This is a genomic window from Mesobacillus jeotgali, assembly GCF_900166585.1.
Lineage (GTDB): Bacteria > Bacillota > Bacilli > Bacillales > Cytobacillaceae > Mesobacillus > Mesobacillus jeotgali_A.
Window position 1 is genome coordinate 652,852 of the sequence record NZ_FVZC01000009.1, and the last position, 26,606, is coordinate 679,457.

The 26,606-nt window shown below is 42.9% G+C and carries 22 protein-coding genes; all 22 read left to right on the plus strand.

Features of this window, described 5'->3' with window-relative positions; translation table 11 throughout:
- Nucleotides 1–97: 97 nt before the first annotated feature.
- Complete coding sequence (gene rpsB, locus B5X77_RS13260) at nucleotides 98–808, plus strand: 30S ribosomal protein S2 (protein WP_079508456.1); 711 nt, start codon at nucleotides 98–100, stop codon at nucleotides 806–808.
- Nucleotides 809–957: 149 nt separating this feature from the next.
- On the plus strand, nucleotides 958–1,842 hold the full coding sequence (gene tsf, locus B5X77_RS13265; RefSeq protein ID WP_079508457.1) for a translation elongation factor Ts: 885 nt from the start codon (nucleotides 958–960) through the stop codon (nucleotides 1,840–1,842).
- Nucleotides 1,843–1,970: 128 nt separating this feature from the next.
- Entirely contained in the window at nucleotides 1,971–2,696 is a 726-nt protein-coding gene (gene pyrH / locus B5X77_RS13270) for a UMP kinase (RefSeq protein ID WP_079508458.1), read from the plus strand.
- A complete protein-coding gene (frr, locus tag B5X77_RS13275; protein ID WP_079508459.1) occupies nucleotides 2,696–3,253 on the plus strand; it encodes a ribosome recycling factor in 558 nt (185 codons plus the stop codon). The genes pyrH and frr overlap by 1 nt, the downstream gene beginning before the upstream one ends.
- A 667-nt stretch (nucleotides 3,254–3,920) precedes the next feature.
- Nucleotides 3,921–4,697: an isoprenyl transferase gene (locus tag B5X77_RS13280; RefSeq protein WP_079508460.1), complete on the plus strand. Its 777-nt coding sequence runs from the start codon at nucleotides 3,921–3,923 to the stop codon at nucleotides 4,695–4,697.
- Nucleotides 4,698–4,716: 19 nt separating this feature from the next.
- Nucleotides 4,717–5,505: a phosphatidate cytidylyltransferase gene (locus B5X77_RS13285; RefSeq protein ID WP_079508461.1), complete on the plus strand. Its 789-nt coding sequence runs from the start codon at nucleotides 4,717–4,719 to the stop codon at nucleotides 5,503–5,505.
- Between the two features lie 90 nt (nucleotides 5,506–5,595).
- Nucleotides 5,596–6,738, plus strand: a complete 1,143-nt coding sequence (dxr, locus tag B5X77_RS13290; RefSeq protein WP_079508462.1) for a 1-deoxy-D-xylulose-5-phosphate reductoisomerase — start codon at nucleotides 5,596–5,598, stop codon at nucleotides 6,736–6,738.
- A gap of 45 nt (nucleotides 6,739–6,783) precedes the next feature.
- Nucleotides 6,784–8,046 carry an RIP metalloprotease RseP gene (gene rseP, locus B5X77_RS13295; protein ID WP_079508463.1) on the plus strand — a complete coding sequence of 421 codons (1,263 nt, stop codon included), beginning with the start codon at nucleotides 6,784–6,786 and terminating at the stop codon, nucleotides 8,044–8,046.
- Between the two features lie 81 nt (nucleotides 8,047–8,127).
- Nucleotides 8,128–9,831: a proline--tRNA ligase gene (locus B5X77_RS13300; RefSeq protein ID WP_079508464.1), complete on the plus strand. Its 1,704-nt coding sequence runs from the start codon at nucleotides 8,128–8,130 to the stop codon at nucleotides 9,829–9,831.
- A 504-nt stretch (nucleotides 9,832–10,335) separates the two neighbouring features.
- Nucleotides 10,336–14,661: a PolC-type DNA polymerase III gene (locus B5X77_RS13305; protein WP_079508465.1), complete on the plus strand. Its 4,326-nt coding sequence runs from the start codon at nucleotides 10,336–10,338 to the stop codon at nucleotides 14,659–14,661.
- Nucleotides 14,662–14,924: 263 nt separating this feature from the next.
- Complete coding sequence (rimP, locus tag B5X77_RS13310; RefSeq protein ID WP_079508466.1) at nucleotides 14,925–15,395, plus strand: ribosome maturation factor RimP; 471 nt, start codon at nucleotides 14,925–14,927, stop codon at nucleotides 15,393–15,395.
- A gap of 120 nt (nucleotides 15,396–15,515) precedes the next feature.
- Nucleotides 15,516–16,625, plus strand: coding sequence for a transcription termination factor NusA (gene nusA / locus B5X77_RS13315; RefSeq protein ID WP_079508467.1), 1,110 nt, complete (start codon nucleotides 15,516–15,518; stop codon nucleotides 16,623–16,625).
- A 16-nt stretch (nucleotides 16,626–16,641) separates the two neighbouring features.
- Nucleotides 16,642–16,923: an RNase P modulator RnpM gene (gene rnpM / locus B5X77_RS13320; RefSeq protein ID WP_079508468.1), complete on the plus strand. Its 282-nt coding sequence runs from the start codon at nucleotides 16,642–16,644 to the stop codon at nucleotides 16,921–16,923.
- Nucleotides 16,923–17,225: a YlxQ family RNA-binding protein gene (locus tag B5X77_RS13325; RefSeq protein ID WP_079508469.1), complete on the plus strand. Its 303-nt coding sequence runs from the start codon at nucleotides 16,923–16,925 to the stop codon at nucleotides 17,223–17,225. Before rnpM ends, B5X77_RS13325 begins: the two co-directional genes overlap by 1 nt.
- Nucleotides 17,226–17,244: 19 nt before the next feature.
- Entirely contained in the window at nucleotides 17,245–19,575 is a 2,331-nt protein-coding gene (infB, locus tag B5X77_RS13330) for a translation initiation factor IF-2 (RefSeq protein WP_079508470.1), read from the plus strand.
- Complete coding sequence (locus B5X77_RS13335) at nucleotides 19,575–19,856, plus strand: DUF503 domain-containing protein (RefSeq protein ID WP_079508471.1); 282 nt, start codon at nucleotides 19,575–19,577, stop codon at nucleotides 19,854–19,856. The genes infB and B5X77_RS13335 overlap by 1 nt, the downstream gene beginning before the upstream one ends.
- A gap of 18 nt (nucleotides 19,857–19,874) precedes the next feature.
- Nucleotides 19,875–20,255 carry a 30S ribosome-binding factor RbfA gene (gene rbfA / locus B5X77_RS13340; protein ID WP_079508472.1) on the plus strand — a complete coding sequence of 127 codons (381 nt, stop codon included), beginning with the start codon at nucleotides 19,875–19,877 and terminating at the stop codon, nucleotides 20,253–20,255.
- 304 nt (nucleotides 20,256–20,559) lie between these two features.
- Nucleotides 20,560–21,477: a tRNA pseudouridine(55) synthase TruB gene (gene truB / locus B5X77_RS13345; RefSeq protein ID WP_079508473.1), complete on the plus strand. Its 918-nt coding sequence runs from the start codon at nucleotides 20,560–20,562 to the stop codon at nucleotides 21,475–21,477.
- 95 nt (nucleotides 21,478–21,572) lie between these two features.
- Nucleotides 21,573–22,526, plus strand: a complete 954-nt coding sequence (gene ribF, locus B5X77_RS13350; protein WP_079508474.1) for a bifunctional riboflavin kinase/FAD synthetase — start codon at nucleotides 21,573–21,575, stop codon at nucleotides 22,524–22,526.
- 123 nt (nucleotides 22,527–22,649) lie between these two features.
- Nucleotides 22,650–22,919 carry a 30S ribosomal protein S15 gene (gene rpsO, locus B5X77_RS13355; RefSeq protein WP_079508475.1) on the plus strand — a complete coding sequence of 90 codons (270 nt, stop codon included), beginning with the start codon at nucleotides 22,650–22,652 and terminating at the stop codon, nucleotides 22,917–22,919.
- 377 nt (nucleotides 22,920–23,296) lie between these two features.
- The gene (gene pnp, locus B5X77_RS13360; RefSeq protein ID WP_079508476.1) at nucleotides 23,297–25,414 is read left to right on the plus strand and encodes a polyribonucleotide nucleotidyltransferase; all 2,118 of its coding nucleotides are present in this window, start codon (nucleotides 23,297–23,299) and stop codon (nucleotides 25,412–25,414) included.
- 215 nt (nucleotides 25,415–25,629) lie between these two features.
- Entirely contained in the window at nucleotides 25,630–26,595 is a 966-nt protein-coding gene (locus tag B5X77_RS13365; RefSeq protein ID WP_079508477.1) for a polysaccharide deacetylase family protein, read from the plus strand.
- The last annotated feature ends 11 nt before the right edge of the window (nucleotides 26,596–26,606 follow it).

Sequence of the window (26,606 nt, forward strand, 5' to 3'; positions counted from 1 at the left end):
CACACGTTCATTGATTTGGCCAGATGGTGCTGTTTAGACAGTTCCTGGCTGAAAATGATTTGGACGGAGGAAAACAAAACCATTAGGAGGAAACACAATGTCAGTAATTTCTATGAAGCAACTGCTTGAAGCTGGTGTACACTTCGGTCACCAGACTCGCCGTTGGAACCCTAAGATGAAGAAATATATCTTCACTGAGCGTAACGGCATCTACATCATCGACCTTCAAAAGACTGTTAAGAAGGTTGAAGAAGCATACAACTATGTGAAGGAACTAGCTGGTAACGGCGGTACTGTTCTTTTCGTAGGTACTAAGAAACAAGCTCAAGATTCTGTTAAAGAAGAAGCAGCTCGTTCTGGTATGTACTATGTTAACCAACGTTGGTTGGGTGGTACTCTAACTAACTTCGAAACAATCCAAAAGCGTATTTCTCGTCTTAAGAACATCGAAAGAATGTCTGAAGATGGAACTTTTGAAGTGCTTCCTAAGAAAGAAGTAGTTCAATTGAAGAAAGAGCAAGAGCGTTTAGAAAAGTTCTTGGGCGGAATCAAGGACATGAAGAGCCTTCCAGATGCTCTTTTCATCATTGACCCACGCAAAGAGCGCATCGCTGTTGCTGAAGCACGCAAATTGAACATTCCTATCGTTGGAATTGTTGATACAAACTGTGATCCAGACGAAATCGACGTAGTTATCCCTGCGAACGATGACGCGATCCGCGCTGTTAAATTGCTAACTTCAAAAATGGCTGATGCTATTATCGAAGCTAAGCAAGGTGAAGAAACTACAGAAGCTGTAGAAGCTTAATTTAAAATAAGGTGATATAGGGAAGCACCCTTTATCACCTTTTTTTAAGACTTATATTCCAGATAAATTCCATTGGGGTTTATATTGGCGAAATCAAGTTAAAATAAAGTATAGTTACATATAACCAAGATTTTAGGAGGAATTTCATTATGGCAATTACTGCACAAATGGTAAAAGAATTGCGCGAAAAAACTGGCGCTGGAATGATGGACTGCAAAAAAGCACTTCAGGAAACAAATGGTGATATGGACCAGGCGATCGATTTCCTTCGTGAAAAAGGAATCGCGAAAGCTGCTAAAAAAGCTGACCGCATCGCTGCTGAAGGCACAACTTACATCCTTTCAGAAGGCAACGAAGCTGTAATCCTTGAAGTTAACTCTGAGACAGACTTCGTAGCAAAGAACGAAGGCTTCCAGGTTCTTGTTAAGGAAATCGCTGAGCACCTTCTCAAGAATAAGCCTGCATCTGTTGAAGAAGCTAACGCTCAAACAATGGAAAATGGCGATACAGTAGAAACTCGCATCAACAATGCAATTGCTAAAATTGGTGAGAAGCTTTCACTTCGCCGTTTCGAAGTTAAAACAAAAACAGACAGCGATGCATTCGGTGCATACCTTCACATGGGCGGACGCATTGGCGTACTATCCGTTCTTGAAGGAACTACTGACGAAGCAGCAGCTAAAGATGTTTCCATGCACATCGCTGCATTGAACCCTAAATATGTATCACGTGACGAAGTATCTCAAGAAGAAGTTGAGCATGAGCGTCAAATTCTTACTCAGCAAGCTCTTAACGAAGGCAAGCCGGAAAATATCGTTGCTAAAATGGTTGAAGGCCGCCTAAGCAAATATTTCGAAGATGTTTGTGTTCTTGACCAGGCATTTGTAAAGAACCCTGATCAAAAAGTACGCCAGTTTGTTGAATCAAAAGGCGGAACTCTTCGTGAGTTTACTCGTTACGAAGTAGGCGAAGGTATCGAAAAGCGTGAAGACAACTTTGCTGAGGAAGTAATGAACCAAGTAAACAAGAAATAATTATTTACTAGCCTATGTAATTGCAGGGAACACTCTTGTGTTCCCTGTTTTTGGACATAGCTTTAATCAGGCTTTTTCCGCTTGAACCATGCGAGTGAAAAGCCTGAAATTACATATGGAGGTACCCTATGACCAGCCCTAAATACAAAAGAGTTGTTTTAAAGTTAAGTGGAGAAGCATTAGCCGGAGAACAAGGATTTGGCATCAATCCGTCGGTAATTAAAAATGTTGCAGACCAGGTGAAAGAGATTGCGGAACTCGATGTGGAAGTCGCTGTAGTAGTTGGCGGAGGAAATATCTGGAGAGGCAAAATCGGCGAAGAAATGGGAATGGACAGAGCGACGGCAGACTATATGGGCATGCTTGCTACCGTCATGAATTCCCTGTCTTTGCAGGACAGTCTGGAACAAGCGGGAATCGAGACAAGGGTTCAAACTTCCATCGAAATGCGTCAGGTTGCAGAACCATATATTAGAAGAAGGGCAATCAGGCATCTCGAGAAGAAACGCGTTGTCATTTTTGCTGCCGGAACAGGAAATCCGTACTTCTCGACGGATACAACCGCTGCACTGCGGGCTGCTGAGATTGAAGCAGATGTGATCCTTATGGCTAAGAACAATGTTGATGGTGTTTACTCTGCAGATCCGCGTGTGGACAAGAACGCGACGAAGTACGAAGAGCTTTCTTATTTGGATGTGCTCAAGGAAGGCCTTGCTGTCATGGATTCTACCGCTTCATCCCTATGTATGGACAATGACATACCATTAATTGTATTCTCGATCATGGAAAAAGGTAATATTAAACGAGCAGTAATGGGTGAAACAATCGGAACTATCGTGAGGGGGAAAAACTAATGCCAAAACAAGCAATTGCTAATGTGAAAGAAAGAATGTCAAAAGCGATCCAGGCTTTTACCCGCGAACTTGCCAGCATCCGTGCAGGCAGGGCAAATGCCTCTCTTTTAGACAGGATCCAGGTGGATTATTACGGAGCACCTACACCGGTTAATCAGCTTGCCGGAATTTCAGTGCCGGAAGCACGACTCTTGGTCATCCAGCCTTATGATAAGTCAATCCTTGGCGAAATTGAGAAAGCAATCCTGAAATCTGATCTTGGATTAAATCCTGCGAACGATGGTTCGATCATCAGAATCGCAATCCCTCAGTTGACAGAGGAACGCCGTAAGGAACTTGCGAAGCTTGTGAAAAAGGAAGCTGAAGAAGCAAAAGTTGCAGTTCGTAACATTCGCCGTGATGGAAATGAAGATTTGAAGAAATTGGAGAAAAACGGAGAAATCACTGAAGACGATCTTCGTGGATACTCTGACGATATTCAAAAGCTTACGGATGAACATATCACCAAGATCGATCAGATTGCAAAAGACAAAGAAAAAGAAATCATGGAAGTTTAATTCACTTCCTGGGAATGATCATCGAAAACCCTCTGTTTTCCAGGGGGTTTTTTCTCTATACATAATATCAATTTTTTAAGCGGTACTTATCGGAATGTAAGAATTTCCTGCCGAAACTGTCAATAATCCAGACAATTTTAAAGGGAATCTGAAACCATGAGTTTATGAAAACGGCCTGAATGATAGAATATAATAATATTGGCTGATCTATTCTTATTTTTATTAGACAAACATAGCTTTTATATAAGGCTCGTTTCGCAAAAAATTGTTGCTTTTGCCAAAAGGTTGACCAGGTACAGTGCAGGTATCATCTCCATTCATGTCTAGGAGTCCGCCGAAAGAAACCAGAACCCTTTTTTTAGGATGCAGAAGAACAAATTGTTTTTGGAAAGCGGCAAGCAATGAAAAAATAGCCTTATATAAAAGCTGTGAATTTTATTGAGCAGGCTGAAGCAAATAATATCACCCATAGTCTATCCGTTTATAGAGATATCTTTATTCTTTTTTGGTATGATAGTGGCATATGGAAATGGAAGAGAGAAGAAAAGGATTACTCTAATGTCTTTTAGTGAGCAATCCGGCTTCAGCTCCAATCCATTCAGGGAAAATCAATCCTGGTTGAATGACTTGTTGGAGCTAAAGATAATCTTTTGGGGGAGCTGTCCTAATGTTAAATAAAATGAATCCGTGGAAGAAGGATCCAAGTCCTTCCGGTTTCCGAGATCGTATACTTCAAATAAAAGACCACCAAGTACCGTCTCATGTTGCCATTATCATGGACGGAAACGGTCGCTGGGCCAAAAAACGGGCATTGCCTCGTGTAGCCGGCCATCATGAAGGAATGAAAGTTGTACGTAAAATTACCAGGCTGGCTAACGAAATTGGAGTAAAGGCACTTACTGTATACGCTTTTTCAACAGAGAATTGGAAGAGGCCAAAAATGGAAGTTGATTTCCTGATGAAGCTTCCAGAAGAGTTCCTGGGTACATTCCTTCCAGAGTTGATTGAAGAGAATGTCCGTGTAGAAATGATCGGATACATGGATGTGCTTCCTGAGCATACAAGGAGAGCAGTTGGCAAAGCAATGGAGGAGACAAAGAATAACACAGGTCTTGTACTAAACTTTGCTCTTAATTACGGAAGCAGAGCAGAAATTTTAGACGGTGTAAAAAAAGTCATGGAAGATGTGAAGTCCGGCAAGATTTCGGAAGATGACCTGACAGAAGAAGCCTTTTCATCATACTTAATGACAAAGGAATTGGTCGATCCGGACTTGCTGATCAGGACAAGCGGAGAAATTCGTCTGAGCAATTTCATGCTTTGGCAGCTTGCATATACCGAATTCTGGTTCACTGACGTACTGTGGCCGGATTTTAATGAAGAACATTTTATCGAAGCAATTGAAGCATTCCAAGGCCGGCAGCGGCGTTTTGGAGGAGTATAAAAAAGGTGTGAATAAATAGATGAAGCAAAGAATCATTACAGCAGTCATAGCAGCAGCTATTTTCCTTCCAATCGTTATTTTTGGGGGGTGGCCATTCATCGCAATGGTATATTTGATAGCTTCCGTAGCCTTATATGAAGCACTTAAAATGAAACAGTTAAATCTTTTCTCGGTTCCTGGTATTCTTTCCTTGATCCTATTATGGATTTTCCTGATTCCAAGCAGATACAGTGGTTTTCTAAATGAGTTGGATTATACAAAATTGGAGCTTTTCTTTCTTGGAGTCCTTTTATTTCTGACTTATACTGTCATTACTAAAAACCGCTTCACTTTTGAAGATGTAGCCTATTCAATCATGTCGACACTTTATGTCGGACTTGGTTTTTATTTCTTTATTGAAACCAGGGAAGCAAGCCTGATATATGTTTTTTACTCGCTCTTCATTATTTGGGCTACCGATTCTGGAGCATATTTTATTGGGAGGGCGATCGGCAAACATAAGCTTTGGCCCGAAATCAGTCCCAATAAGACGACAGAGGGCTTTTTTGGAGGTATAGTATCAGCACTGGTTGTTGCCTTGCTTTTCAGTATATTTGGCGATATGGAAGTATCGGCAATCCTGCTTTTGGCTGCGACTGCCTTCTTATCTGTTTTTGGACAAATAGGCGACCTAGTCGAGTCAGCATTAAAGCGGCATTACAATGTGAAGGACTCAGGAAATATACTTCCAGGCCACGGGGGCATGCTTGACCGTTTTGACAGTCTGCTCTTTGTCTGGCCGTTAATCCATTTAATTCATTTGCTATAATGGTTGTTCCGGACATTGTACGTGATTTATCTGGACAGATAATTTCGGGTATTATTTTTACCCGCTGAAGATATTAGGAGTGAAAAAATCGTGAAGAGAATCAGCTTGTTGGGTGCTACCGGGTCAATTGGGATCCAGACACTAGATGTCATCAGGGAGCATCCTGAGGAGTTCAAACTTGTTTCGATGTCTGCTGGCAGGAATGTAGAGCTTAGCAGGAAGATTATCAATGAATTTCAGCCGGAACTTGTTTCAGTACAGGAGAAAGCAGATGCAGATTGTTTAAGGTCAGAATTTCCCTCGATAAAAATGGTGTATGGACATGAAGGTCTTGTAGAAGCTGCAGTTTTTAACAAGGCTGACGTGCTCATAAACGCCGTCTTAGGCAGTGTGGGGCTAAAGCCGACACTCGAAGCCATTCGATCAGGAAAAACCATTGCGATCGCAAATAAGGAAACGCTTGTAACTGCTGGTCATATCGTTATGGGCGAAGCGAAGCGGCATAAAGTTGCCATCCTTCCGGTCGACAGTGAGCATTCCGCCATCTTCCAGGCATTACAGGGTGAAAAAGAAAAGAATATTGAACGATTGATCCTGACAGCATCCGGAGGGAGCTTCAGGGACCGGACAAGGGATGAACTTCAGGGCGTTACTAAATCAGATGCTTTGAACCATCCAAACTGGTCGATGGGTGCTAAGATTACGATTGATTCCGCGACAATGATGAACAAAGGTTTAGAGGTCATTGAAGCACATTGGCTGTTTTCCCTGCCGTATGATGACATTTCGGTTCTGCTCCACAGGGAGAGCATCATTCATTCAATGGTTGAATTCCATGACACAAGTATCATTGCACAACTTGGGACCCCGGATATGAAGGTGCCAATTCAATATGCTCTTACATACCCTGACCGACTGCCTTTAGTTACAGGGAAAAGGCTGAACCTGGCCGAAGTGGGAAAGCTTCACTTCACAGACATGGACCTTGACCGTTTCCGTTGCCTTAAATTCGCTTATGATGCCGGTCGGGCAGGAGGCACAATGCCTGCGGTAATGAATGCAGCAAATGAAGCAGCGGTAGCCGCCTTTTTGGACGACAGAATCAATTTCCTCCAAATTGAAGACTTAATAGAGAAATCAATGGAAAACCATGACATCATAGAAAATCCCGACCTGGAAACGATCCAAGAGGTTGACAAAGAGACAAGGAGCTTTGTGAATTCGCTATTATAAAAGGAAAAAGTCGATTCTTATCCTTAAAAAAGGTGGTTAGATAATTTGAATACAGTTATTGCCTTTATTGTCATTTTTGGCGCCCTCGTATTCTTTCATGAACTTGGGCATCTTATATTCGCTAAAAGAGCAGGTATCCTCTGCAGGGAATTTGCAATTGGATTTGGCCCAAAAGTCTTTTCACATAAAAAAAATGAAACGACCTATACGGTCCGTCTCCTGCCAATCGGCGGATTTGTGAGAATGGCTGGCGAAGACCCGGAAATGATTGAAATCAAGCCAGGGCATAGAGTGGGTTTGCTTTTTAATAAGAACGATGAAGTTCAAAAAATTATCCTTACAAATAAGGAAAAGTTTCCAAATGCAAGAATCATTGAGGTCGAAAAAGCAGATATTGAACATGAGCTTTTTATAAAAGGATACGAGGAGGGAGAAGACGACAGCCTTCTGAAATCCTTCCCTGTCAGTAAGACTGCTGTTCTTGTTGAAAATGGAGTAGAAACACAAATTGCCCCTTATGACAGGCAATTCGGCTCAAAAACTCTCGGCCAAAGAACAATGGCAATCTTCGCAGGACCAATGATGAATTTCATCCTGGCAATGGTCATTTTCATTATCCTTGCCTTGTTCCAGGGAATTCCTTCTAACGAACCTGTACTGGGCAAGCTTACTCCTGATGGCAGTGCCCTTAAAGCGGGGCTGCAGGAAGGGGATGTTGTCAACAGCATCGAGGGTTCGGAAGTATCAAGCTGGCAGGATGTGGTGGAAATCATCCGTAAAAATCCTGGAAATGAGCTAGGCTTCTCGATTAATCGTGATGGACAAAGTATGGAATTGCCGGTTATACCTGAATCAAAAGAAGTTGAAGGCGAAAAAATCGGATTGATTGGTGTATACAGCCCTGTAGAAAAATCACCATTGAAATCCATCTCCTATGGAGTGAAAGAGACCTATTTCTGGACTGTCGAAATTTTCTCCATGCTTGGGAAGCTTTTGACGGGACAATTTTCGATTGATGCCTTGTCTGGACCGGTGGGTATTTATGTTTCTACAGACACTGTGGCCAAATCAGGAATCTTCTATCTTATGAAATGGGCAGCAATCTTAAGCATAAATCTTGGAATTATGAACCTGCTTCCGTTTCCAGCTCTGGATGGCGGCAGGCTGACGTTCTTTGCGGTTGAAGCGTTAAGAGGAAAACCGATCGATAAGCAAAAAGAAGGAATGGTCCACTTTATTGGATTTGCATTGCTAATGCTTTTAATGCTTGTGGTCACGTGGAATGACATCCAGAGATTTTTCCTGTAAAATAAATTTCCTGCCTGAGACTCATTGGGCAGGAAACATTTTTTCGAAAGATATGAAATTATCATAATGAGGTGTTCGTTAATGAAGCAGAGTATGTCGCTTATTCCTACTTTAAGAGAAGTGCCAGCGGATGCAGAAGTCAAAAGCCATCAGCTATTGCTCAGGGCAGGGTTTATCCGCCAAAACGCGAGCGGTGTCTATACATATATGCCTTTAGGGAGAAAGGTCCTTCAAAAAGTAGAGGCAATCATCAGGGAAGAAATGAACCATGCCGGCGCAGCTGAATTATTCATGCCAGCGCTGCAGCAGGCAGAACTATGGCAGGAATCCGGCCGCTGGTATTCTTATGGACCAGAGCTGATGAGGCTAAGGGACAGGCATGATCGAGAGTTTGCTCTTGGTGCTACCCATGAAGAGGTCATCACAAGTCTTGTGCGTGATGAGGTTAAATCATACAAGCGTCTTCCATTGACGCTATACCAGATCCAGACTAAATTCCGTGACGAAAAGCGTCCAAGATTCGGCCTTCTCCGCGGCCGTGAATTCATTATGAAGGATGCGTATTCCTTCCATGCAACACAGGAAAGCCTTGACGAGGTTTATGATCGGATTTTCCAGGCATACACCAATGTGTTCACGCGCTGTGGCCTTAATTTCCGCGCAGTCATTGCAGATTCCGGCGCAATGGGAGGCAAGGACACTCACGAGTTCATGGTACTTTCAGATATCGGAGAGGATACCATTGCTTACTCGGATACTTCCAACTATGCGGCCAATATTGAAATGGCACCAGTTACTGCTGTATATGAAAAGAGCGGTGAATCGGCAAAAGAGCTCAAAAAAGTTCATACTGAAAACCAGAAGACGATTGAAGAAGTGTCCAGCTTCCTGAATGTCGAAGATAATGTATGCATTAAGTCTTTGCTGTTCAAAGTGGATGATCGCTTTGTTCTTGTTTTAGTCCGTGGTGACCATGAAGTGAACGATATCAAGCTGAAGAATTTCTATGAAGCTTCAGTTGTAGAATTGGCAGACACTAATACAACAAAAGAAGTTTTGGGATGCTCAGTCGGATCTCTTGGTCCAATCGGAGTAGATGGCGTTGAAGTGATCGCTGACAATGCCGTTAAAGCAATTGTTAATGGCGTCTGCGGTGCCAATGAAGAGAATTATCATTACACTAATGTAAATCCTGAACGTGACTTCAAAGTAACGGAATATACAGACCTGCGTTTTATTAAAGAAGGTGATCCATCTCCAGATGGCCAGGGAACAATTGTTTTTGCAAAGGGAATCGAAGTAGGACATGTATTCAAGCTTGGCACAAGGTACAGTGAAGCCATGAATGCTGAAATCCTTGATGAAAATGGACGGACTAAGCCAATGATCATGGGCTGCTACGGAATCGGGGTTTCCCGGACAATGGCGGCCGTTGCCGAACAATTCAATGATGAAAATGGATTAGTATGGCCTCCAACTATTTCACCATTTGATGTCCACCTGATTGCCGTGAACATGAAAGATGGTGCCCAGGCAGACCTGGCAGCAGAATTATACTCAGGCCTGCAGAAAGCGGGAATGGACATCCTGTTCGATGACCGCCAGGAGCGCCCGGGAGTGAAATTCGCCGATTCAGACCTGATCGGTTTGCCTGTTAGAGTTACAGTCGGGAAGAAAGCCAGTGAAGGAATCGTCGAAGTCAAAATCCGCAAAAACGGCGAAATGCAGGAAGTGCACAAAGATGATTTAGCGGATACTTTGAAAAACATTTTGCAAGAACTATGATAAACCAGCGGGTCCTAGAAAAGGATCCGCTTTATTTATGTTAATTTGTCATCTGGTGTTTTTATGGTTACGTAAACGGTGTTTGATGTGCGGATATAAGTGAAAGCATGTACTTTATCGCCACATAAAAGGCGTTCATGTGCGGATAAAAGTGAAACCCAGTAGATTATCGTTACATAAAAGGCGAACATGTACCCGCCAAAGAGAAATCTCAGGGTACACGGTGACATTAAAAGAAATTAGTCTCCGTAGACAAGAAATCTCAGTCAACAGTAACTTCGTTAACAGGTTATGATTCCCTAGCCATTTAATACGGCTGCAGTTGAGCTAGAAAGAGTTTTAATAACCAAAATGGAAATATCAAACACGGGTAACGGCACAAACATTTTATGTTATAATAACCTTTGCTATTAAACACGGATTAACACAACTAGAGTTGTTTTCCAATGGGCAATTGAGCCTGATAGATAGAATTAAGCTTTTCAGATGGGAGAGAAAATAATCATGAGTGATCTTTCGTCAGGGAAAAAAGAAAGGTTTCAGCTCCTGCTGCAGCAGCTGCAGCTAACAGAAGATGCTATTGTCACTCATTTTCAAAATGCTGAAATTGACCGGGTAGTAATTGAAAAGCAGGCAAGAAAGTGGCATTTCTTTTTTCAGTTTGAAAGAATCATTCCTTGTCAGCTTTACAGCACATTCGTAGGGAAGCTTGAACAGACTTTCTCGCATATTGCTAAAATATCCTACTCGGTGAGAGTGCTTGAGCAGACAATCACTGAACAGCACATCCTTGATTACTGGAAGGTATGCATAAAGGAAATCGACGGCATTGCCCCTCCATTATTAAAACTGCTGAATGAACAGACACCAAAAATCCAGGGTACAAAAGTTGTTTTAACAGCCAGAAATGAAGCAGAAGGACTTGCTCTAAAAAGAAAATACGGCGGAACTATTGCCGACATCTACCAGGGTTTTGGTTTTCCATTATTGACGATTGATACCGTAGTCAGCGAAGAAAGCACTTCGGATGAGTATGAGAAATTCATGAAAGCCAAGGAGAAGGAAGACCAGGAACGTGGACTGATGGCTATGATAGAAATGCAGAAGAAGGAAGCCGAAAAAGCTCAGGGTGACGGACCTGCACAGGATGGGCCGTTAACCATCGGTCTGACAATCAAAGATGATGCAGATTTCCGCAAGCTCGAGGATATTATCGATGAAGAGCGTCGCGTAGCTATTGAAGGATTTGTATTCTTTGCTGAGACTAAAGAGCTTCGCAGCGGCAGAACACTTCTAACTTTCAAAATTACTGATTATACAAGCTCGATCATGGTGAAGATGTTCTCCAGAGATAAAGAAGACGCAGCACTTTACCAGCGTGTATCCAAAGGGATGTGGCTTAAAGTTCGAGGAAGTATACAGAATGATACTTTTGTGCGCGATCTTGTCATGATCGGTAACGATATCAATGAAATCAAGCCTAAAGGTAGGATAGACACCGCTCCTGAGGGAGAAAAACGGGTTGAACTGCATCTTCATTCACCTATGAGCCAGATGGACGCAGTAACTCCTGTCAGTTCCCTTGTTGCTCAGGCCGCAAAGTGGGGACATAAAGCCGTGGCGATTACGGATCACGCAGTTGTCCAATCTTATCCGGAAGCATTCGGTGCCGGAAAGAAAAATGACATTAAGATCCTTTATGGTGTGGAAATTAACCTGGTTGATGATGGAGTTCCCATCGCCTATAATGACGCGCATAGATTGCTGGCTGAAGATACATATGTTGTTTTTGACGTCGAGACAACAGGTCTGTCAGCGGTATACGATACGATCATTGAACTTGCAGCAGTGAAAATTCGCGGCGGTGAAATCATCGACCGATTCGAATCATTTGCCAATCCTCATCACCGTTTGTCAGCAACGACCATTAACCTGACGGGTATTACCGACGATATGGTCCGCAATGCACCGGAGGTAAGTGAAGTCCTGCAAAAATTCCATCAGTGGACAGAAGACAGTGTTCTTGTTGCCCACAATGCTTCATTTGATATGGGATTCCTTAATGTTGGATATAAAAAAATCGGCATTGGAAAAGCAGCAAATCCGGTTATAGACACACTGGAACTCGGCCGCTTCCTTTATCCTGAAATGAAAAACCATAGGCTGAATACCCTTGCCAAGAAATTCGATATTGAATTGACGCAGCACCACCGTGCGATTTATGATGCCGAAGCTACAGGGTACTTATTGTTGAAAATGCTAAAGGATGCATCAGAAAAAGGCCTGGAATACCATGATCAGCTTAATGATAATATGGGCCAGGGTAAAGCATTCCAGAGAGCGCGGCCATATCATGCCACCCTGCTTGCTCAGAACGAGGTTGGCCTGAAAAACATTTTTAAGCTAGTTTCCATTTCCCATATCGATTATTTTTACAGGGTGCCGAGAATTCCGCGTTCTGTGCTGAATAAGCATCGCGAAGGTATATTGATCGGATCCGGATGTGACAAAGGTGAAGTTTTTGAGGGCATGATGCAAAAAGGCCCGGAAGAGGTTGAAGAAGCAGCGCAATTCTATGACTATCTTGAGGTTCATCCGAAAGCTGTTTACGCTCATTTGCTAGAGTTGGAGTTAGTAAGGGACCAGAAGGCACTAGAAGATATCATCACGAATATTGTCAGGCTGGGAGAGAAGCTGGACTTGCCAGTCGTTGCCACAGGGAATGTCCATTATCTGAATGAAAATGATAAAATCTACCGCAAAATCCTGGTCAACTCCCAGGGTGGAGCAAACCCGCTTAATCGTCATGAGCTGCCGGACGTCCATTTCAGGACGACGAATGAGATGCTGGATGCATTTAAATTCCTCGGAGAAGAAAAAGCGAAAGAGATTGTGGTCGAAAATACGAATAAAATTGCGGATTTGATTGATGTGATCAAGCCTATAAAAGATGATCTGTATACTCCGAAAATCGAAGGCGCTGACGAAGAAATGCGCAGCATGAGTTATGGAATGGCGCGGAGTATATACGGAGACGACCTTCCTGAAATCGTTGAAGCCCGATTGGAAAAAGAATTGAAGAGTATCATCGATAACGGGTTTGCGGTCATTTACCTCATTTCTCATAAACTCGTAAAAAAATCATTGGATGATGGCTATCTTGTAGGATCCCGTGGTTCAGTCGGTTCATCCTTTGTAGCTACCATGACCGAGATTACGGAGGTTAATCCGCTTCCGCCGCATTACGTATGCCCTAAGTGCAAAAAGTCCGAGTTCTTCAATGATGGTTCAGTCGGTTCAGGATTCGACCTGCCTGATAAGGATTGCCCGGATTGCAGGATCAAATATAAAAAGGATGGACACGATATCCCGTTTGAAACCTTCCTGGGATTCAAAGGTGACAAGGTTCCCGATATCGATTTGAACTTCTCCGGTGAATACCAGCCTCGTGCCCATAACTATACGAAAGTGCTATTTGGTGAGGAGTATGTATACCGTGCAGGAACCATCGGTACCGTAGCGGATAAGACAGCTTATGGATATGTGAAAGGCTACCAGGGCGATAACAATCTTCAGCTTCGCGGGGCAGAAATCGACCGCCTGGCTTCTGGCTGTACGGGTGTAAAAAGGACAACCGGGCAGCACCCTGGCGGTATCATTGTTGTACCGGATTATATGGATATTTTTGATTTTTCGCCAATTCAATTCCCGGCAGACAGCAGCACATCAGAATGGAAAACCACTCATTTTGATTTCCATTCGATTCACGATAACCTGTTAAAGCTTGATATCCTGGGACACGATGATCCAACGGTAATCAGGATGCTTCAGGATTTAAGCGGTATTGACCCAAAGACAATCCCGACTGATGACCCTGAAGTCATGAAAATATTCAGCGGCACTGAATCACTGGGTGTGACCGAAGAACAAATCATGTCAAAAACAGGTTCATTAGGGATACCGGAATTCGGGACGCGCTTTGTACGCCAGATGCTTGAGGATACGAAGCCGACGACGTTCTCAGAGCTCGTACAGATTTCCGGCCTTTCACACGGTACGGACGTATGGCTCGGAAATGCCCAGGAACTGATCCATAATAATATCTGCAATCTCAGCGAAGTAATCGGCTGCCGTGACGATATCATGGTTTACCTGATTTATCAGGGACTCGAGCCGGCATTCGCTTTTAAGATAATGGAATCTGTCCGTAAGGGTAAAGGCCTTACCGATGAAATGGAAGAAGAGATGCGCAAGAATAAAGTGCCGGAATGGTATATTGATTCCTGCAAAAAAATCAAGTACATGTTCCCTAAAGCCCACGCGGCTGCCTACGTTTTAATGGCGGTAAGGATTGCGTATTTCAAAGTGCACCATCCGCTCATGTATTATGCAGCATACTTTACCGTAAGGGCAGATGACTTTGATGTCGACGCGATGGTGCGTGGTTCTGAGAGCATCCGAGCGGTGATTGAGGAAATCAACGCCAAAGGGCTCGAAGCATCCACCAAGGAAAAGAACCTTATGACAGTAATGGAAATTGCACTGGAAATGTGTGAGCGCGGTTTCGGATTCGCGAAGGTCGATCTCTACAAATCGAGTGCATCAGAGTTCATTATCGAAGATGATAAATTGATTCCGCCATTCAATGCGATCCCAGGACTCGGAACGAACGCAGCAATCAATATCGTAAAGGCGCGTGAGGAAGGGGAATTTCTATCTAAAGAAGATCTCCAGCAGCGCGGGAAAATTTCAAAGACAATTCTTGAATATCTGGATAACCATGGCTGCCTTGAAGGTATGCCGGATCAAAACCAGCTGTCATTATTTTAAAAGCACAAAACTGAATAGACTCCGAATACGGAGTCTATTTTTTTATACATCCATAAACGTCGCGAACCCATTATGAAAACAACGTCTAAATACCCCTTGGTTGCAATAAATAACTGGTTATGTTATATTTTTATTGGAAATACTAAGGATAACTCTGGCAGATGAGAGTGGGGCAACCCGCTCTTTCTTGTTTGTTAAGCACTTTTTCGTGGGATAATATCCATAAAAGTATGAAAGTCATGTTGTGTCAAAGGAGGGATTTTATGAGCAAGGTTACAGAAGTAGTGGAAGAGCTAGTAACTCCCATCTTGAATGAAAACGACCTAGAATTAGTAGATATTGAATACGTAAAAGAAGGAAAGAACTGGTTCCTGCGCGTATACATTGATAAGGACAACGGTATTGATATCGAGGAATGCGGCATCGTCAGTGAGCGCCTTAGCGAAAAGCTTGATGCCATTGATCCAATCCCGCATAACTACTTTTTGGAAGTCTCCTCACCAGGTGCAGAACGCCCTTTGAAAAAGGAAAAGGATTATCAAAAAGCAATCGGCAAGAATGTCTTTGTCAAAACGTATGAACCAATCGATGGCGAAAAGGCGTTTGAAGGGATTTTGACCGATTACAATGGTGAAACAATAACTGTGGAAGTGAAAATTAAAACACGAAAGAAAACAGTTGCAATACCTTTTGAAAAGATTGCCAGCGCGAGGCTTGCAGTCACTTTTTCATAATCTGTCTAGAAAATATCTTCAGTTTATTATTTAAAGGCCTATTTGGATCCATCTGGGTTACATAGTTTCTGAAAAAAGCCTTATAAAGATGGGTAGTTAAAAAAGGGGGATTTATATCTCATGAGCAGCGAATTGTTGGATGCTCTTACGATTCTTGAAAAAGAAAAAGGGATTTCCAGGGACATTTTAATTGAGGCAATCGAAGCAGCACTTATTTCTGCTTATCGCCGCAACTTCAACCAGGCACAAAACGTCCGTATCGATTTGAACTTAGGAAATGGTTCAATGCGCGTTTTTGCCAGAAAGGAAGTTGTCGACGAAGTCTTCGATCCACGCCTTGAGATCTCTTTGGAAGAAGCACAAAAGATCAATCCTAACTATGTGGTAGAAGATGTTGTTGAACTCGAAGTGACACCGAAGGACTTCGGAAGAATTGCTGCACAGACAGCCAAACAGGTGGTTACACAGCGTGTACGTGAAGCAGAAAGAGGCATCATCTATTCTGAATTCATCGATCGCGAAGAGGATATCATGACAGGTATCGTACAGCGTCAGGATCCAAAGTTCATCTATGTGAGTCTGGGTAAAATTGAGGCAATCCTGCCAGCCAATGAGCAGATGCCTAACGAACATTACAAGCCTCATGACAGAATTAAAGTGTTTATTACCAAGGTTGAAAAAACCACTAAAGGGCCACAAATATTCGTTTCGAGAACACACCCTGGGCTTTTGAAGAGACTTTTCGAAATTGAAGTACCTGAAATTTATGACGGTACTGTTGAAATAAAGTCAGTTGCACGCGAAGCAGGCGACCGTTCAAAGATCTCTGTTCATTCTGATAACCAGGAAGTTGATCCAGTCGGTTCATGTGTCGGTCCTCGCGGAAATCGCGTTCAGGCAGTTGTCAATGAGCTTAAGGGCGAAAAAATCGATATCGTCAAGTGGTCTGAAGATCCTGTCGTATTTGTAGCCAATGCATTGAGTCCTTCAAAAGTTCTTGATGTCATTGTTAATGAAGAGGAAAAAGCGACAACAGTAATCGTTCCTGATTACCAGCTTTCACTGGCGATTGGAAAACGCGGGCAGAACGCACGGCTTGCTGCTAAGCTTACTGGCTGGAAAATTGACATTAAGGCAGAAACTGAGGCGAGAGATTCAGGCATTTATCCACGCGACAATGAGCCGCTTTTATCTGCAAATGATGATTATGAAGATGAAGACATTGATTAATGTGAGGTGAATGATCGTGAACAGCCACAAGAAGGTTCCTATGCGAAAATGTGTCGCTACCGGTGAAATGAGGCCGAAAAAAGAACTAGTTCGCATCGTTCGCTCTAAAGAAGGAGAAGTATCCGTCGACGTGACAGGGAAAAAGTCAGGCCGCGGGGCATATCTTTCAAAAGATAAAGAAGCAGTAGATTTAGCCAAGAAACGGAATATATTGTCCAAACAGCTTGAAACTCAAGTGGACAATGCAATTTATGATGAGTTGTATGACCTCATCGAAAAGGAGAGCAGACAATCCTGATGAATTCTAATCAATGGATGTCATTGCTTGGTTTAGCGAATCGAGCACGGAAAATTATTTCAGGGGAAGAGCTTTCCGTCAAAGAAATCAGAAGCGGAAAAGCGAAACTCATTTTGCTTTCAGCGGATGCATCCGCAAATACTACAAAGAAAATTACCGACAAGTGCAATTCCTATAATGTTCCCTGCAAGATGGTCCCGGACAGGTTCCAGCTTGGCCAGGCGATTGGAAAGGATGCCCGCGTTGTAGTAGCCCTGTTGGACGAGGGTTTTGCAAAAAAACTGTTGACGTTGCTCGATTAATTCTAGCGGGGGTGAAAATATGAGTAAAACGCGCGTTTATGAATATGCAAAGAAGCATAATTTATCGAGTAAAGACGTGATTATAAAATTGAAAGAAATGAACATAGAGGTTTCCAACCATATGACTGCAATGGAAGATGAAACCGTAAAGAAGCTTGATGCGATCTACCAAAAGAGAGAAGAAAAGCAGCCAGCGAATAAGCCGCAGCAGCAAAGCCAGCCCAAGTCTTCACAGGGCGACAAACAAGCGCACAACAGAAACCAGGGCCAAAAGCCAAACCAGGGGCAAAATCGCAATCATTCCCAAAATTCGGGTCAGAATCGCAATCAATCCCAAAACCAGCAAAGAAACAACACAGGGCAGCAAAAACCTCAGCTTAAGACAACTGCCAGCGCTTTTTCAGATGACGAGCGCCGCGCAACAACTCCTGAGAAGGTAAAAAGCTCAGCAACGCCTAATAAAAAGCCTGGGAACTCTCAGCCTTTCAACAAAAATAACAAGAACAAACAGAATAATAAGAACAGAAACCAGCAAAACCAGAATAAAGGCCGACAAAGCCAGCAGCAGGCTCCACAACAGCCGAAAAAGGTGAAAGAGCTTCCAACAAAGATTACTTTCAGCGAGTCCTTGACAGTGGCTGAACTTGCCAAGAAGCTTAATCGTGAACCTTCTGAAATCATCAAGAAGCTATTCATGCTTGGTGTTATGGCAACAATCAATCAGGATCTAGACAAAGATGCTATCGAATTGATTGCTACAGATTATGGCGTAGAGGTCGAAGAAGAAATCAAAATCGATACAACCGATCTTGAAGTATACTTCACTGAAGATGAAGAAGCGAATATGGTTGAAAGACCATCAGTCGTTACAATCATGGGCCACGTTGACCATGGTAAAACAACTTTGCTTGACTCTATCCGCAATACTAAGGTAACTGCAGGCGAGGCTGGTGGAATCACTCAGCATATCGGTGCTTACCAGGTTGAGGATAATGGCAAGAAAATTACATTCCTTGATACACCAGGTCACGCAGCCTTTACAACCATGCGTGCCCGCGGTGCGAAGATTACCGATATTACCATCCTGGTTGTGGCAGCAGATGACGGAGTAAAGCCACAGACTGTAGAAGCGTTGAACCATGCCAAAGCTGCAGAAGTACCAATCATCGTCGCGGTTAACAAGATGGATAAACCAACTGCGAACCCTGATCGAGTAATGCAGGAATTGACAGAGTATGGCCTGGTTCCAGAGGCATGGGGCGGCGAAACAATCTTTGTTCCTATTTCAGCTCTTACAGGGGAAGGCATCGATAGCTTGCTGGAAATGATCCTGCTTGTAGGAGAAGTGGAAGAATACAAGGCAAATCCTAACAGGAATGCCATTGGAACGGTTATTGAAGCGCAGCTTGATAAAGGCCGTGGCTCCGTGGCAACATTGCTTGTCCAGAACGGTACTTTGAAAATCGGTGACCCGATTGTTGTTGGAAACACTTTCGGCCGTGTACGTGCCATGGTTAACGATTTAGGCCGCCGCGTAAAGGATGCAGGCCCATCAACACCTGTTGAAATTACAGGGCTTAATGATGTGCCACAGGCAGGAGACCGTTTCGTCGTATTTGAAGACGAAAAAACAGCGCGCCAGATTGGTGAAATTCGTTCACAGCAAGCATTGCAGGCTCAGCGCAGTGAAAAAGCCCGCGTAAGCCTCGATACATTGTTTGAACATATGAAACAAGGGGAAATGAAAGACCTAAATCTAATTATTAAAGCCGACGTTCAAGGTTCAGTTGAAGCACTTGCAGCAGCATTGCAAAAACTGGAGGTTGAAGGTGTCAATGTGAGGATTATTCACACTGGTGTTGGTGCGATCAATGAGTCTGACATCACTCTTGCTGCAGCTTCAAACGGTATCGTCATTGGTTTCAACGTACGTCCGGACAATAACGCTAAACGTGCAGCCGATTCTGAAAAGGTTGATATCCGACTACACCGTATTATTTATAAGGTGATTGAAGAAATCGAATCAGCCATGAAGGGAATGCTTGACCCTGTTTATGCAGAAAAAGTTATTGGCCAGGCTGAAGTCCGACAGACTTTCAAGGTATCAAAAATCGGAACAATTGCAGGTTCATATGTCACTGATGGAAAAATCACCCGTGACAGCGGTGTTCGCTTGATCCGTGAGGGAGTTGTAATTTTTGAAGGACAACTTGATGCGTTAAAACGTTTCAAGGATGATGCCAAGGAAGTATCAGCAGGCTATGAATGTGGTATTACCATTAAAAACTTCAATGACGTCAAGGAAGGCGATGTTATTGAAGCATATATCATGGAAGAAGTGGAACGTTAATGGTAGTAGGCTTAGCAGCCTGTGAATGCATCATCTATGATGCTCATTCTCTAAAAGAAAAGAGAGCTGTCCTGCAGCGAATCATCACAAGGCTGAAACAAAAGTACAATGTTTCCGTGTCTGAAGTAGAGCATCATGATCTCTGGCAGCGCACTACAATTGCCATTGCAGCTGTCTCAGCATCAAAGGTATCGACCGAAAGGGAGCTTCAGAACGCCTTGAAAATGATTGATTCTTTTCCTGAGATCGAACGTACCATCACCGATATTGAATGGCTTTGATTAACGAGGTGATTGAAAATGGGTCATAGAGTAAATCGTGTTGGCGAACAAATGAAAAAAGAATTAGGCGATATCATCAGCCGGAAAATCAAGGATCCGCGAGTTGGTTTTGTAACCGTGACAGATGTCCAGGTTACAGGAGACCTGCAGCAGGCAAAGGTTTATATCTCTGTTTTAGGAGACGAACAACAGAGGGAAGATACTCTTAAAGGGCTAGCGAAGGCAAAGGGCTTCATCAGGACCGAAATTGGCCAGCGAATCCGACTAAGAAAGACACCTGAGTTGATCTTTGAATTCGATGAAACAATGGCATATGGTAATCGTATCAATTCATTGATCCACGAGCTGCACAGAGAAGAGCAGCCTGGAGAAGAAGAGCAAGAAAAGGATAATGACTAAAAGGAAAGCATTTAGTCAGGAATTTAACCTGATAAAAATGGATAGACAAAACGTCTATCCATTTTTTTCGATATTTTTTTTAGGCTGTTTTCTCAAACTTTGTTGCTATTGACTACAAAATAGGATGAAATGAACTAAGTTTCTTCACAAAATTTAATGCTTAATAAGAGAAAAGAGCTTGCCAACTTAGTACCGACCTACAAAATGGCTTTTTTTACGTTAAAACAGGCTTTAGGATTTTAACAACAATCTTTACAAAAACAGCCTTTTTTAAAAATACATAAAACATTAAGGAGGAAAGGATATGGAAGGGATTCTGCCTCTTTTCAAACCAGCAGGGATGACTTCGCATGATTGTGTATTTAAGCTCAGGAAGCTTTTGAGAACAAAGAAAGTGGGACATACTGGGACTCTTGATCCAGATGTAACCGGCGTGCTTCCAATCTGTGTCGGCAAAGCAACGAAAATTGCCGAATACATAACAGATTCAGGTAAAGCTTATGAAGGGGAAGTTACCCTTGGATTCACCACTACAACAGAAGATGCTTCAGGAGAAAAAGTTGAAGAAAAGCCAGTAGACAGATCGATTACAAGACATGAAGTCGAAAAGGTTCTCCAGTCGTTGATTGGGGAAATAGATCAAACCCCACCAATGTATTCTGCAGTAAAAGTTAATGGGAAGAAACTATATGAATATGCAAGACAGGGAATTGAAGTAGAGAGGCCAACCAGGAAAGTGACTATATCCAGCATTGAGCTGCTTGACAGTCGGACTTTTTTTGAAGGGGAACTGGTCAGTTTTAAATTCCGAGTTTCATGCAGCAAAGGTACATATATTAGGACATTAGCTGTAACAATCGGTGAAAAATTGGGGTATCCAGCCCATATGTCATCATTGGTGAGGATTCAGTCTGCTTCCTTTTCACTCGATGACTGCTTTACCTTCGAACAGCTGGAAGAATTGGCTTTGGATGAAAAACTAGAAACAGCTCTGTACCCTCTAGAGGCTGGAATATCTTATTTGCCGAAATATCGCATTAATGATAAAGTAGCAGAGAAAGTGAAAAATGGGGCCCAGCTTCCGATTCCAGAGGAACTTGAAGGGGTTGAAGGCCCTATCGTAGCAGAAACAGAAGACGGAAAAGCGCTCGCCATTTACAGGGTACATCCCAGCAAAGCGGGGATGATGAAGCCTGATAAAGTATTAAGAAATGAGCAATAAGACAGAAAAGTATTGCCCCGATAGATACATAGTCAGCGTTTCCTGAAAGTATCGTGATTAAATGAGCAGCTAGGTCAGAAAAGGTGAGTTAATTCATGGAATTGATAAAGCTAAACCATCCTCATGAATATAAATTAGAAGATTTTCCGGCGATGGCCATGGCGCTGGGTTATTTTGACGGAGTCCATTTAGGCCACCAGCAGGTGATCAATGAAGCAAAAAGAGTGGCTGAAGCCAGGGGCCTAAAAAGTGCGGTTATGACATTTGATCCCCATCCTTCAGTCGTACTGGGCAAAAGCGTTCAACATATAGAATATATCACTCCATTGGAGGAGAAAGCTCGAATAATCAATGCAATGGGAGTTGATTACCTATTTGTCGTCTGTTTCTCGACTGAATTCTCGGGTTTATTGCCACAGGAATTCGTGGACCAATATATCATTGGGTTAAATGTCCACCATGTCGTAGCGGGCTTTGACTATTCATACGGGAAAATGGGGAAGGGAAATATGGAGACGATCCAGTTCCATTCCAGGTCAAAATTTGATTTTTCTATCGTATCCAAATTGTCAACTTCCCAGGAAGAAAAGGTGAGTTCTACCATGATCCGCGGCCTGCTGAGAGACGGCAAAGTGGGTGAGATGCCAGAGTTGCTGGGCAGATACTATATCACAAAAGGCTCAGTGGTAAATGGGGAACGACGTGGCCGCACAATTGGGTTCCCGACTGCAAACGTGCTGATGGATGATCAGTATATCCTGCCTCCTACAGGAGTTTACGCTGTTAAAATCCATGTTGAAGGTACATGGCATGAGGGCGTCTGTAATGTTGGCTATAAACCGACCTTCCACAAGGAAACAAAAGACAAGCCATCAGTGGAAGTCCATATTTTCGATTTCAACAAAGATATCTACGGTGAAACCGCGAAAATTGAATGGCATCTGCGGCTGAGAAGTGAAAAGAAATTCGAGGGAATCCAGCAGCTTGTTGCCCAAATCGAGAAGGATAAGCAGGAAGCCATTCTGTACTTTGAAAAAAACAGGGCTTAGACTTGCTTTTTGTCGTAAAAAGATGTATTCTTATTTACGTATCAAAAGGAACCTTTGCTTGGCAAGTCGAGTCACCGACGCTTGCTCGGTAACAGGGGATTATAATATTGGAGGTGAATACGGATGGCAATCACAAAAGTACGTAAAAACGAACTAATCAACGAGTTCAAAGTTCACGAAAGTGATACTGGATCTCCAGAAGTTCAAATCGCTGTCCTTACTGAAGAAATCAACACTTTGAACGACCACTTGCGCGTTCACAAGAAGGACCACCACTCACGTCGCGGTCTTTTGAAAATGGTAGGTAAGCGTCGTAACCTTTTGACTTACCTTCGTAACAAGGACGTTGCTCGTTACCGCGAGTTAATCAACAAGCTTGGCTTACGTAGATAGTCTGTAAAAGCGGGATTTATCCCGCTTTTTTATTAGGCAATTTTTCGTCAGTACATAACAATTGATTGATATTAAGCACTCCTTTTTGGAGCATAATATAACATAAAAGATATTTAAAAAATGACTCCCGATTTCATCATGGGCTGGACAAGCTTTTATCACATGATGTTAGGGAAGAATATGGTTTTATAATCGATTATAAAGGTATATTTGTTATAAGACATGTGTTTAAGTTGTTTATAAGAAAAGCTAACGACTTTAATGGCAAGGCATTGGAGCTTGAAACTAATCTAAGTTTGAAAAGTTTTTACTTATAAAGTTATAATTACCCGGGCTTAGCCAGGGTGTATTTAGTGTTAGAGAGGGGCTAAAAAAGCATGGAACAAGAAAAACAAAGTTTTTCCTTTGACTGGGCAGGACGTAAGCTTACAGTTGAAATTGGACAGCTTGCGAAGCAGGCAAATGGCGCAGTCCTTGTCCGTTATGGAGACACTGCAGTATTAAGTACAGCCACTGCGTCTAAGGAACCGAAGAATCTTGACTTCTTCCCATTGACAGTGAACTATGAAGAAAGATTATATGCTGTCGGAAAAATTCCTGGCGGCTTTATTAAGCGTGAAGGACGTCCAAGCGAAAAGGCTATTCTTGCAAGCCGTTTAATCGACCGGCCAATCCGCCCATTATTCCCGGATGGATTCCGCAACGATGTCCAGGTAATCAGCATTGTCATGAGTGTTGATCAAGATTGCTCTTCAGAAATGGCTGCCATGTTCGGGTCATCTTTAGCTTTATCAGTCTCAGATATCCCATTTGGAGGACCAATCGCTGGTGTTACTGTGGGAAGGATCGATGGCAAGTTTGTCATCAATCCATCTGTTGAAGAAACTGAAAAGAGCGATATGCACCTCGTTGTGGCAGGTACAATGGATGCAATCAACATGGTTGAAGCAGGTGCTGAAGAAGTTCCTGAGGAAATCATGCTTGAGGCAATTATGTTCGGACATGACGAAATCAAGCGTTTAATCGCGTTCCAACAGGAAATCGTCGCGCAGGTTGGCAAAGAAAAAAGAGAAATTAAACTATTTGAATTAGATAAAGAGCTAGAAGCTGAAGTGCGCGGAGTTTGTGAGCAAGACATGATTACGGCTATCCAGGTGCAGGAAAAGCACGCCCGTGAAGACGCAATCAAAGAAGTGAAAAATGCTGTTGTCGCTCGCTATGAAGAACAGGAAGCGGATGACGACAAACTTAAGCAGGTAAAACAAATCCTTGATAAAATTGTCAAAGGTGAAGTTCGCCGCTTGATTACAGAAGAAAAAGTACGTCCAGATGGCCGTGGAGTCGATGAAATCAGGCCGCTTTCATCTGAGGTAGGCATGCTTCCTAGAACACATGGTTCAGGATTGTTCACAAGGGGACAAACACAGGCGCTAAGCATCTGTACGCTTGGAGCTATGGGGGATGTCCAAATCCTTGATGGCCTTGGAATCGAAGAAGAAAAACGTTTTATGCACCATTACAACTTCCCATTATTCTCTGTAGGTGAAACTGGGCCGATCCGCGGACCGGGCCGACGTGAAATTGGGCACGGTGCGCTTGGTGAACGTGCACTTGAACCTGTTATCCCTAATGAAAAAGACTTCCCATATACGGTCCGCCTTGTATCCGAGGTTCTCGAATCAAATGGTTCTACTTCACAGGCGAGTATTTGTGCAAGTACATTAGCTTTGATGGATGCTGGTGTGCCTATTAAAGCACCGGTAGCTGGTATTGCTATGGGTCTAATCAAATCAGGAGAACACTACTCTATTCTCTCTGATATCCAGGGTATGGAAGATCACCTTGGTGACATGGACTTCAAAGTAGCTGGAACTGCAAAAGGTGTTACAGCTCTGCAAATGGATATCAAAATTGAAGGGTTATCTCGTGAGATTCTTGATGAAGCTTTACAACAGGCTAAAAAAGGTCGTATGCATATTCTTGAATCAATGCTTGCAACTATCAAAGAACCACGAGAACAGCTTTCACAATATGCTCCGAAAATCATTACGATGTGGATCAAACCGGATAAAATCCGTGACGTCATTGGGCCAAGTGGAAAACAGATCAATAAAATCATTGAAGAAACTGGCGTAAAAATCGATATCGAACAAGATGGTACAGTATTTATTGGTTCAGTAGACGAAGAAATGATCCAAAGAGCCAAGAAAATCATCGAAGATATCGTCCGTGAAGTCGAAGTCGGAGAGATGTATCTTGGCAAAGTCCGCCGCATTGAAAAGTTTGGTGCGTTCGTGGAAATCTTCCCTGGGAAAGACGGTCTGGTACACATTTCCGAGCTTGCTGAAGAGCGGGTAGGAAAAGTGGAAGATGTCCTCAAGCTGGGAGATGAACTTCTGGTTAAGGTCACTGAAATCGACAAACAAGGAAGAGTAAATCTTTCCCGCAAGGCAGTATTGAAAGAACAGCGTGAAAAAGCTGAGAAACAATCATAAGCATATTAAGGCCGGGGGATGCCCCGGCCTTTTTCTTATTTGCCCCCGGTTAATAACAAGTTACTGTGAACCAGGGGCCCCCCGTATTCATGCTCAATAAAAATACATTAAGCTGTCAATCGTTCTACCTTGTCCTTCTTCTTCATAAATTAAAATAAGGCTAATCAACGTTAATACTAGGGATTTTAGGCCGTACAGAAGAGGAGGCAAATAGAATGAAAAAAATCGCATTGGTATCTGTGATGCTGATTGCAGCCTGGACAATGGTCAATGCTCCATTTTCCCATACATATGTAACAGCACTAAAAGCAGGAACCGTGGCTGTATCTGGAAGCGAAAATTCATTGATGGCTGAAATTGAACAGAAAGCGGAAGAATATGAAATTGAACCGTCCAACGCAAGGAAGGATCCGGTCTGGAAGGTGGTTCCAGGCTATAATGGATTAAAAGTGGATGTAAAAAAATCATATGAGAAGATGAAGAAAGAAGGGAAATACAATCCCGAAAAACTTGTTTTTAAACAGGTGCCGCCCGACGTCCATATAAGTGATTTACCGCCAATGGCAATTTACAAAGGACATCCTGAAAAACCGATGGTCAGCTTTATCATCAATGTTGCATGGGGAAATGAGTATCTTTCAGGAATGCTTGCAACATTAAAAAAGCATAATGTAACTGCAAGTTTTTTTTTAGAGGGCAGATGGGTAAAGAATAACCCGGGCATGGCGAAAATGATTGCTGATGCTGGGCATGAGATTGGAAACCATTCCTTCACACATCCGAATATGAAAGAACTTTCAGCTCCTAAAATAAATGAGGAAATTCATAAGACTAATGAGGTCATTGAAGCAGTGACCGGTGCAAAGACTAAATGGTTTGCTCCTCCAAGCGGCTATTATAAAGACGAGGTAGTTCAGATTGCGTCTGCCCATAATTTGGGGACTGTTATGTGGAGTGTGGATACAATCGACTGGCAGAAACCCAGCCAGGAGAAACTAATCAACCGTGTAATGGGAAAAGTCCATAATGGCGCAATGATCCTGATGCATCCTACAGAAGTCACAGCCTCCTCCCTTGACGAATTAATCATGCAAATCAAGGGTAAGAACTTGCAAATTGGCACTGTATCAGAACTATTGAGCGAAAACCGGATTCTCCCGCCAAAAAATATGAAAGAATAGCATTGTATTTG

Coding starts and splice junctions, on each gene's coding strand:
- rpsB (WP_079508456.1), top strand. CDS start 98: ATGTCAGTAATTTCTATGAAGCAACTGCTTGAAGCTGGTGTACACTTC.
- tsf (WP_079508457.1), top strand. CDS start 958: ATGGCAATTACTGCACAAATGGTAAAAGAATTGCGCGAAAAAACTGGC.
- pyrH (WP_079508458.1), top strand. CDS start 1,971: ATGACCAGCCCTAAATACAAAAGAGTTGTTTTAAAGTTAAGTGGAGAA.
- frr (WP_079508459.1), top strand. CDS start 2,696: ATGCCAAAACAAGCAATTGCTAATGTGAAAGAAAGAATGTCAAAAGCG.
- B5X77_RS13280 (WP_079508460.1), top strand. CDS start 3,921: ATGTTAAATAAAATGAATCCGTGGAAGAAGGATCCAAGTCCTTCCGGT.
- B5X77_RS13285 (WP_079508461.1), top strand. CDS start 4,717: ATGAAGCAAAGAATCATTACAGCAGTCATAGCAGCAGCTATTTTCCTT.
- B5X77_RS13300 (WP_079508464.1), top strand. CDS start 8,128: ATGAAGCAGAGTATGTCGCTTATTCCTACTTTAAGAGAAGTGCCAGCG.
- B5X77_RS13305 (WP_079508465.1), top strand. CDS start 10,336: ATGAGTGATCTTTCGTCAGGGAAAAAAGAAAGGTTTCAGCTCCTGCTG.
- rimP (WP_079508466.1), top strand. CDS start 14,925: ATGAGCAAGGTTACAGAAGTAGTGGAAGAGCTAGTAACTCCCATCTTG.
- nusA (WP_079508467.1), top strand. CDS start 15,516: ATGAGCAGCGAATTGTTGGATGCTCTTACGATTCTTGAAAAAGAAAAA.
- B5X77_RS13325 (WP_079508469.1), top strand. CDS start 16,923: ATGAATTCTAATCAATGGATGTCATTGCTTGGTTTAGCGAATCGAGCA.
- infB (WP_079508470.1), top strand. CDS start 17,245: ATGAGTAAAACGCGCGTTTATGAATATGCAAAGAAGCATAATTTATCG.
- B5X77_RS13335 (WP_079508471.1), top strand. CDS start 19,575: ATGGTAGTAGGCTTAGCAGCCTGTGAATGCATCATCTATGATGCTCAT.
- rbfA (WP_079508472.1), top strand. CDS start 19,875: ATGGGTCATAGAGTAAATCGTGTTGGCGAACAAATGAAAAAAGAATTA.
- truB (WP_079508473.1), top strand. CDS start 20,560: ATGGAAGGGATTCTGCCTCTTTTCAAACCAGCAGGGATGACTTCGCAT.
- ribF (WP_079508474.1), top strand. CDS start 21,573: ATGGAATTGATAAAGCTAAACCATCCTCATGAATATAAATTAGAAGAT.
- rpsO (WP_079508475.1), top strand. CDS start 22,650: ATGGCAATCACAAAAGTACGTAAAAACGAACTAATCAACGAGTTCAAA.
- pnp (WP_079508476.1), top strand. CDS start 23,297: ATGGAACAAGAAAAACAAAGTTTTTCCTTTGACTGGGCAGGACGTAAG.
- B5X77_RS13365 (WP_079508477.1), top strand. CDS start 25,630: ATGAAAAAAATCGCATTGGTATCTGTGATGCTGATTGCAGCCTGGACA.